The sequence below is a fragment of the Pricia sp. genome (assembly GCF_041745955.1).
GTDB lineage: Bacteria > Bacteroidota > Bacteroidia > Flavobacteriales > Flavobacteriaceae > Pricia.
This window is the reverse complement of sequence record NZ_JBGTHY010000368.1, coordinates 1-9,350: the sequence shown is the minus strand read 5'-3', so window position 1 is coordinate 9,350 and position 9,350 is coordinate 1. Positions and strand designations below refer to the sequence as shown.

Below are 9,350 nucleotides of genomic sequence, written 5' to 3'. Positions count from 1 at the left end.
TTTAAGCAGCATCCCGATGTACAGATCGTAGCGCTTTGCGATGTGGACGCAAACAACTTGAAAAATGCAGCGGAAGTTTTTCCCGATGCACGAACGTATACCGATTGGCGCGAACTTCTTGAACAGGAGCGTGACCTGATCGACTCGGTCAATGTGACAGTACCGGACCATAACCACTTCGCCATTGCCTATCAGGCGATTCAAAATGGAAAGCATGTGTACTGTCAAAAACCCATGTGCCATGATGTGGCGGAAGTACGCAGGCTTACCGAAGCGTCGATAAAGGCAGGGGTAATAACGCAGCTTGGTACGCAGCATGCCTCGGGCAAAGGTGATCGTTCCGCGGTACAAATGATCAGGGAAGGTGCGATAGGAAAGGTCAAGCATGCATACCTCTGTTCGAACCGTCCCGCGGCGATAGAGACCTACCGGCTCCCAGGCCCCCGCCCGCGTAAAGGACAGGATGTTCCCTCCCATTTGGATTGGGACCTTTGGATAGGCACCGCTCCAATGCGCCTCTATGCCCCCGATATCTATCATCCGACTATATGGCGCGCGTGGCAGGATTTTGGGACGGGGTGGTCCGGGGACATAGGATGTCACATATTTGACGCCGTTTGGAAAGGCCTCGGTCTGAAAGCGCCCAAGTCCGTCGTGGCCGAGGTCCAGGAGTCTTGGCGAGAGTCCTCGGAGCGAAACGGCGATACCTGGCCGCAGGGCGACCACATCACCTGGATGTTCCCCGGCAACGAGCTTACCGAATCGGACGTGCTGCCAGTGGAATGGTTCGACGGGGAGTTTTACCCACCATGGGAGATACAGGCCTTGTTTCCCGGGCAACCGTATCCGGCGGAATCGGCCATGCTTATCGGAACCGAAGGGGCCCTTCTAATACCGCATACCGAAATGCCGGTGCTGTTACCGGAGAATAAATATATGGATTACAAGACCCCAAAATTAGATGACCGAAATCATTACCACCATTTTGTGGATGCCTGTTTGGGCGGTGAAAAAACGGAATCACATTTCGCCCGGTCGGGCCCCATGACTGAAGCCATCCTTTTGGGCACGGTGGCAATACGAATACCCGACACGGTCCTGGAATGGGATCCGATCAAGATGCGGTTTCCCGATCATCGTGAGGCGAATAAATATCTTCGCCGTGAGTATCGCAAAGGCTGGGGAGTGGCCGGATTTTAAAGAATCCTTAAGATCATGTTGTTCAGTAAAGGCAGCCAAACCCTATGCCGTTTAGGACTAAGGAATATAGTATTGCCGATCCCACAGCGGGAACGGAACATTATCCCAACCCTAACACAGAATCCCGGTTATCAAGATGATAGGAAGACATAAAAGAATTATTTTCGCTATTTCGTTTTGCCTTTCGGGTTCGCTGTCTGTTTTGGCACAGAACATCGCCCCGCAGGCTAAAATAAGTGCGTCAACGGAACAATCGGACCATCCTGCATCCAATGTGACGGATGGAATAATCCGAATTCAAGGATTGGGAGAGTGGGCAAGTCAGGGAGACCATAAGGCCTGGGGGTTTTTTGAATTGCCTTGGATTAAATTAGAGTGGCCTAAAAAGCAATCCATTGAGAAAATCATCTTATACGACCGTCTTAGTCCTGAAACTCAAATCGGCAGTGGCACCTTGATTTTTAGCGATGGCAGTAAAATCCACGTATCCGCAATTCCTAATGACGGTTCTCCTAAAATGCTGTCATTTCCCGCCAAGGAAGTGGAATGGGTGCGTTTTGATGTCACCGACGGCGAGGGAGTAGGCATGGGCCTTTCCGAAATCGAGGTCTTTGCCGCACGCGGCCACGATGCCGCCCTACTTACTTGGGTAGATCCTTTTATAGAATCCGCCAAGGGCAGGTACTTTTTCTTTACCCCTGGCGCTAGGCCCATGGGCATGGTAGCCGCAGCACCGTTAACCCGTAACAAGAACCAATACGGGGGCGGTTACAACTACAATTCAACCGAAATACTGGGCTTTGAACAGATTCATGGTTGGTGCCTTTCGGGTATTCAGGTAATGCCGACGACAGGCGAGATCGATCCCACCCAAGGTGCCGAAGGTTGGAAATCGAGCTTTAGCCATGATGACGAAATCGCTATTCCGGGCTACCAACGGGTCTATCTCCTGGACCATCATATGTGGGTAGATTATACCAGTACCGAAAGGACCACGCTCTATCGCTTTAATTTCACGGAAAAGGCGGAGGCCAATATCCTTACCAATTTGGGGGGCTATCTTGGGAATTCGACCATGATCAATGCCGATATTCGGAAGGTGGGACAAACGGCATTTGAAGGCTCTTTTGATTCCTCCGGAAGGTTTTGGGGCGGTCCAGAAAATGTAAAGATTTTTTTTGTCGCAGAGTTCAATAAACCCTTTAAAGCCTTTAACGGTTGGAACGAAAAGGAAATCCTATCGCATATCGAAAACCTCAAGGGAACGCCTGAAATGACACGACGCGACTCGATTGTCTTCCCCAGTGTGACACAGAGTTATTGGAATGCCCCGACAACTGGTGTTTCCGCCCAATATGATGTCGAGGCCGGCGATGAAATACAAATGAAAATTTCCATATCCTACACCTCTATTGAAAATGCCAGAAAGAATTTGGAAGCCGAAACCCCCGATTGGAACTTTGAAAAATATAAGAACAAATCGTTGTCCGTTTGGAACGATAAACTGGGCAAGATCAAGGTAAAGGGCGGCACACACGATCAAATGGTAAAATTCTACACCGATCTCTGGCATGTGTTATTAGGAAGACGAATTTTGAACGATGTAAGTGGCGATTATCCAGATTACACCCAAGGCGAACGCTATGCCAATTTTACCAAGGCCAAACTAAAGGTACGTAAACTTCCTATGGACGCCAACGTCAACGCCAAGTTCAACATGTACAATTTTGATGCCTTGTGGCTTACGCAATGGAACCTGAATATTCTATGGGGACTGGCATGGCCCGAAATCTTGGACGATTTTTCCGCTTCCTTGGTGCAATATTCGAAAAATGGAGGCCTACTCCCTCGAGGAGGCATTGCCGGTGGGTATTCCTATATCATGACAGGCTGCCCGGCGACGAATATGATCACGAGCACATACATGAAAGATTTGATGACCAAGGTCGACCCGCATCAGGCCTTTAAAGAAATGAAACAAAACCACATGCCGGGCGGAATGATGGGCGACACCCCGGAAGAACTTCAATTTTACATTGACCACGGCTGGTGTCCGGGCAACGCCGGGAAAACCATAGAATGGACGTTCCAGGACTGGTCATTGGCCCAAATGGCCAAAAAAATGGGGAAGAAAAAGGCCTACAATTACTTTTTAAATAGATCCGAAGGATGGAAGAACTTATTCAGGTCGTCCCAAAACCTGATTTTTCCAAAGGACAAGAATGGGGAGTGGACAAATGATGACCCACTTAGTAACAATGGATGGATCGAGGCAAATTCTTGGCAAGGAACATGGTCCGTTTCCCATGGTATCGACGGACTTGCCAGATTAATGGGCGGCAATGATGTGTTGTGCGACAAACTGAACCATGCCTTCGAACAGGCAGAACCGGAAGATTTTGTCTTTGGCTACGGTAGCGGTTATGTAAGTTATGCCAATCAACCGGGCTGTTCCAATGCACATGTATTCAATCATGCCGGCAAACCTTGGCTTACCCAATATTGGGTACGGAAGGTCAATGAGCAGGCATATGGATCTACGACGATAGATAAGGGATACGGTGGGCACGATGAAGACCAAGGCCAGATGGGTGGGGTAAGCGCGCTGATGTCTTTGGGGTTGTTCAGTCTCCAAGGAACCAATTCCCTGGAACCTAGATATGAATTGACAAGTCCCGTTTTTGATGAGATTGTTATTACATTGGATAACAGATACTATTCGGGCAAGGAGTTTAAGATTACCACGGTCAACAACTCAGCGGAAAATAGGTACATCCAAAGCGCACAATTGAATAACAGTTCCCTGACAACCTATTGGTTTTCCCACCAGAACTATGAGAAAGGTGGACAATTGGAAATCGTTCTTGGCCCCGAACCCAACAAAAACTGGGGCAAGGAGTAAATATTTCCCCACCTTTTACCCAGGGAAGGGACGGGAACTAATGCCCATCCTACATTCACAGACGTATCGCATGAAGCTGAGATTTCTAGGAAATGAACTTGTTTCGAGTCCAATTGACCAAAGTTAGATGGCATGAAAAAATCAAGTTATTTATTGATGATAACCCTCATCGGCGCCTTGGGCGGGTTACTTTTCGGTTACGATACCGCGGTAATCTCCGGGGCCATCGGCTTTATGGAGACTAAGTTTTCACTTAGTGCCGATATGAAGGGATGGGCCGTTTCCTGTGCCATCGTAGGCTGTATTATCGGGGTAGCCATTGCAGGTTATGTGGCCGATAAAATAGGACGGAAGAAAACCTTGATCATTACCGCCTTTTTGTTCGCCATTTCGGCCATCGGTTGTGCGTTGTCCGAAACCTTTACACAATTGGTCATAGCCCGAATGATAGGTGGAGTCGGTGTTGGGGCGGCATCCATGCTGTCCCCGTTGTACATTTCCGAAATTGCCCCCGCCCATAAGCGGGGGATGTTAGTTTCATTGTATCAATTGGCCATCGTCGTGGGGATCAATATCGTCTTTTTCTTTAATTACATTGTAGCGGGATTGTACGGTGAACAATGGAATGTTGAAATGGGTTGGCGATACATGTTGGGTTCCGAGACCATCCCCGCATTATTGTTCCTGATTGCCCTGTTCTTTGTTCCCGAAAGCCCTAGATGGCTTTCGAAAGAAGGCAGGGATGCCGAGGCACTTGCTATTTTGAGGAAAATAAATTCCGATGAAACGGCAAAAAAGGTACATAATGAAATCAAGCTGGCACTTGGCCACGAAAAGGGGAATTTAAAGGAATTGTTCGCTCCAGGTTTACGGATTGCTATGACTATAGGGATTGTGCTGGCGTTATTTTCCCAGATTACGGGTATCAATGCCATTATGTATTACGCGCCTGAGATTTTAAAAGGAGGGGGGTTCGGGGTCGATTCCGCCCTGATGCAAACCGTTATTATCGGTCTTATCAATACCATTTTTACCTTTGTGGCCATCAAATATATAGATAAGCTGGGCCGTAGAACGCTCTTGTTATGGGGCGTTTCGGGTATGACGCTATGTTTGTTGGGCATTGGGGCGCTGTTCTATCTGGGTATGACAACGGGACCTTGGGTGCTCATTTTAATTTTAGGTTTTGTGGGCTGTTTTGCGACCTCCCTGGGCCCGATTCCATGGGTCTTGATCTCTGAAATATTCCCCACCAAGACCAGGGGTATCGCCATGTCATTGTCGATTATGGTGCTTTGGGTGGGCGTTTGGTTTATTTCCCAGTTCACTCCGGTTCTCTTGGAAAAAATCGGCGGGGCATTCACTTTTTGGCTGTTTATGGTAAATGCCATTATTCTCCTGGTATTTACCTATAAAATGATTCCGGAAACAAAGGGTAAGACCCTGGAAGAAATTGAATTGAGCTGGACAACTGATGATGAATTAAAATGAAAATTACGATGAAAAAAATACTTCTTCTTTTTCTGTTAGGCCTTATTCTTCCACATAAAATATTGGGACAAATAGAGCTGCCAAAAATATTTGCATCCAATATGGTATTGCCTAGGGAAAAGCCGATTCCTATTTTGGGAAAGGCCCATCCCTCGGAATCCTTGGTGATTACTATAAAAAATCAAGTACATACCGTAAAGGCGGATAAAAAAGGAAACTGGAAGGTGATTCTTGATCCAATGTCGGCCGGTGGTCCTTTTGCGCTATCGTTCTCGGGAAAGGAAGCCTTGGTATTGGAAAATGTTTTGATCGGCGACCTATGGCTGTGCGCGGGTCAATCGAACATGCAGTACACCTTGAACATGTTGAATTGCAAAGAACCGGACACTACAAGGATCGCCTACCCGAACCTGCGTTTGTGCTCCATCGGGGTGGGTGCCGATTATTTACCGCAGGATGACGTTACCATGGCCATTTGGGTGGAAACGAATGCGGAGACTATCCGGAATTTTAGCGCAGTAGGCTACTTTTTTGGAAGGGAATTGATCGAAAAACAGGATGTTCCCATCGGCCTGATAAGCAGTAACCTGGGAGCGACGGCCGTCGTGACCTGGATGGGCATGGACGCCCTAAAGAAATTCCCTCAATTTGACGAAGTTACCGATGACATTATAAAGACCGGTAAAGATTATGCGACGCTAAACAAGGAGTTCGAAATCTTTCGCAGGAAATGGGATAACAAATACTACTTAAAAGGCCCTGGGCTTGCCCAAAAATGGTATGCCGATGATTATGATGATTCCGATTGGGGGGAAATCGGTATTCCCGCTTTTTGGGAAGATTTTGGATATACGGACCACGACGGAAGTTTTTGGTTCCGAAAAACCTTTGACCTTGATTCGACGCAATTGGGCAAGGACTTTCCGCTACCTCTAAATCAAATCGACGATTACGATATAACTTGGGTAAATGGCCAAAAGGTCGGGGAAACCTTCGGCAATAGTAATTTCAGGAATTATACGGTGCCCAAGGAGGTACTGCGTGCCAAGGACAATACGCTTACCGTTCGGGTTTTTGACACTGGCGGAAAAGGGGGTATCTATACCAACGCCTTCTGGGGAAATCCCATCTTGAACGGCAAATGGAAATACAAGAAAGGAATATCCATTGATGCCGAAAAATTCCCGGTGCCCAAGGTGCCCAACGGCAGTGTGTTCTCACATCCCTTGTTGTTGTACAATGCGGGCATAGCTCCCTTACACGATTTCCCTATAACCGGTACTATCTGGTATCAGGGTGAATCCAATGAAAATCGAGCTGTGGAATATGAAAAATTGTTAAAGGCCATGATCACTGATTGGCGTGCGAAATGGAACAATCCTGAGATGCCGTTCCTTATCGTTCAGCTGGCCAATTATAGACAGGAAGATTCCATTCCGGGCAATAGTAAATGGGCCGAGATCCGGGAGTCGCAAATGAAGGCGACCCAATTGCATGATGTCGATATCATGACTGCCATTGATATCGGAGAAGCCAATGACATCCATCCGCACAATAAGATGGAAGTGGGCAGAAGACTGGCCTTGTTGGCCATGCATTACGAATACGGGAATCCCATAAAAAAAGGGCCTGCATATAAAAGCCAATCTATAGATGGGAATACGATTAAAATCAAGTTCGAAACCTATGGAAGCGATCTAAAGGGCACCGACAAATTCGGTTACTTGAGAGGTTTTGCCATTGCCGGGCAGGACGGTAAATTTCATTGGGCAAAAGCCGGGCTATCCGGCACTAACGAAGTTACGGTATATTCCGATCAGATTCCGGAACCAAGATTCGTACGCTATGCCTGGTCCGATAATCCCGGTCCCCTGAATTTGTACAATACGGACGGGTTACCAGCCTTTCCATTCCGAACGGATGATTTTGAATTGAGTACGGCGAAGGAAAAATATGTTTACGATCCCCATGCGTTTTGACCCCCCCCTCTTGCATCCGAAGAACCACAGTTTAGCGGTAAGGGAAATACATGGACCGGAGCGAAGCCTTAATTTCCTTCACAAAGAATACCCAATCCCCCATCTACCCGAAACACTTGACCGGTTATCGAACCCGCCATATCACTGCTTAAAAAACCGACTAGGGCAGCGACCTCTTCGGGCGGGCAAATACGTTTGCTTAAATGCATATTGACACATTCCTGATAGACCGCATCCGGATTTTCCATGGTGGCAATCGCATCCCGCAACATAGGGGTGTCGACTGTACCGGGGCAAACGGCCACACATCGTACGCCTGGTGCATAATCCACCGCAATACTGCGGGTCAGGCCCAACATGGCGGTTTTCGACGTGGTATAGGGTGCTACCCTTTCCTGGCTGATAAAAGCCTGTACACTGGAAACATTTACGACCACTCCCTTGCCCTTTTTCTGCATGGATCTGATGGCGAATTTGGCACAGAGGAAGGCACTTTTTAGATTGACGTTCATAACCAAATCCCATTCTTCTTCCGAAGTTTCGGTGACCGTAGAATACCTTTGGATACCCGCATTATTTACAAGAATATCAATTTCCCCAAAAGTGTCTATCCCTTTTTGAACGGCCTGCCCTACTTCCTTAGCTTTCGAAACATCACAGATTAGACCCAGCAATCTTCCGTCCGGGTTTTCAAGTGCATTCAAGGCCTCTTGATCGACATCCAATGCGATAACATGGTCTCCATTGTTCAAAAAATATTCGGTGCAGGCTTTGCCGATCCCTTTGGCGCCTCCGGTTACGATAACATTTCTATTTGACATACTTTTATCCTTTAAATCGTGGTTCTATTTGTCCTATACTATCCGTTTCCATGTCAAAACATCCTCCCGCCAATGGATTCTCTTATTGTTCCTTTTCCGAAAGATTTAATCGGGAAGTAGGTATCGATAGAGTTTTTTCTTCTTCGCCATGTATAGCTTTTATATCTTACATTGAATCAGCGTTTATGATCAATGCGTACAGTTGGTTTTTAAAGAAGTTCGTAATCGCTGTCGGGGTCCTAATTTTAACCAGTTTTTTTTCATAGATTCCGCAGTGGGTTTTTGCGTCCAGTTGTTGGTCCACGGTTCAAGGGCAACGGCATAGGTCTTCCCCCACCAGGGAGCATCTTGGGTGGCAAATCGTTCTTGCCAGTACCATAGGGATTTAAAAATTTCCTTGTCCCATTCAATGGAAAAGGACATGATATCCGTTGCAATTTTATAATACGCATTTTCTTTGAACGCTGTAAGATACGCCAAGTCCGAAAACTTGTCATCAGACACCTTTCGGATATGGGCGGCATTTATCTTTTCGTTATCGGGCCTTGCTACCATGGGCCAGTCCTGTTCCAGACCGGGCTTAAAAATACGGTGTTCCGGCATCCTTTTTTCTGCCACAAACCTAGTGGCCGAAGTTTCAATGGTCGCACCGTCTTTTAAGAAGGGCAGTCCAAAGGCAATATGGTGCCCCCACATCAAATGCAGTTCGGTCTCCGATTCGTTGGTCAAGGTTTCATCGATTTGTAAACTTTTGCTACCTTGTCTTAAGGTCAAGATCTTTTCGATCAAAATAGGGTAACGCAATGGTCTTGTCCATAATTTAAGGATTACTTCGGCAGGGGTGTTTTCGACAATGGCATAGTCCCATGGAATCAGGGAAACTTCCCCATGTTGCCCCAATCGGGCTCCGCGATAATCCATAGGTGGACTGTTCGGTAAAATTTCCTGCCATCCCCC

The 9,350-nt window shown here is 47.1% G+C and carries 6 protein-coding genes; 4 read left to right on the top strand and 2 right to left on the bottom strand.

Annotated features, from left to right (window positions below):
* The 4 genes from ACEW8S_RS13640 to ACEW8S_RS13625 all read left to right on the top strand — a co-directional run.
* A partial coding sequence (locus ACEW8S_RS13640) for a Gfo/Idh/MocA family oxidoreductase (protein WP_373518696.1) occupies nt 1–1,200 on the top strand: 1,200 nt, incomplete at its 5' end.
* 136 nt (nt 1,201–1,336) lie between these two features.
* A complete protein-coding gene (locus ACEW8S_RS13635; protein WP_373518695.1) occupies nt 1,337–4,102 on the top strand; it encodes a GH92 family glycosyl hydrolase in 2,766 nt (921 codons plus the stop codon).
* A 132-nt stretch (nt 4,103–4,234) separates the two neighbouring features.
* The gene (locus ACEW8S_RS13630; RefSeq protein WP_373518694.1) at nt 4,235–5,593 is read left to right on the top strand and encodes a sugar porter family MFS transporter; all 1,359 of its coding nucleotides are present in this window, start codon (nt 4,235–4,237) and stop codon (nt 5,591–5,593) included.
* A gap of 8 nt (nt 5,594–5,601) precedes the next feature.
* The gene (locus tag ACEW8S_RS13625; RefSeq protein ID WP_373518693.1) at nt 5,602–7,572 is read left to right on the top strand and encodes a sialate O-acetylesterase; all 1,971 of its coding nucleotides are present in this window, start codon (nt 5,602–5,604) and stop codon (nt 7,570–7,572) included.
* A 68-nt stretch (nt 7,573–7,640) separates the two neighbouring features.
* Here the strand turns inward: ACEW8S_RS13625 and ACEW8S_RS13620 are convergent, their stop codons facing one another.
* Together ACEW8S_RS13620 and ACEW8S_RS13615 are read right to left on the bottom strand one after the other, a co-directional pair.
* The gene (locus tag ACEW8S_RS13620) at nt 7,641–8,393 is read right to left on the bottom strand and encodes an SDR family NAD(P)-dependent oxidoreductase (protein ID WP_373518692.1); all 753 of its coding nucleotides are present in this window, start codon (nt 8,391–8,393) and stop codon (nt 7,641–7,643) included.
* Between the two features lie 189 nt (nt 8,394–8,582).
* The coding region (locus tag ACEW8S_RS13615) for a DUF4432 family protein (RefSeq protein ID WP_373518691.1) at nt 8,583–9,350 on the bottom strand (768 nt) is incomplete at its 5' end.

Coding starts and splice junctions, on each gene's coding strand:
- ACEW8S_RS13635 (WP_373518695.1), top strand. CDS start 1,337: ATGATAGGAAGACATAAAAGAATTATTTTCGCTATTTCGTTTTGCCTT.
- ACEW8S_RS13630 (WP_373518694.1), top strand. CDS start 4,235: ATGAAAAAATCAAGTTATTTATTGATGATAACCCTCATCGGCGCCTTG.
- ACEW8S_RS13625 (WP_373518693.1), top strand. CDS start 5,602: ATGAAAAAAATACTTCTTCTTTTTCTGTTAGGCCTTATTCTTCCACAT.
- ACEW8S_RS13620 (WP_373518692.1), bottom strand. CDS start 8,393: ATGTCAAATAGAAATGTTATCGTAACCGGAGGCGCCAAAGGGATCGGC.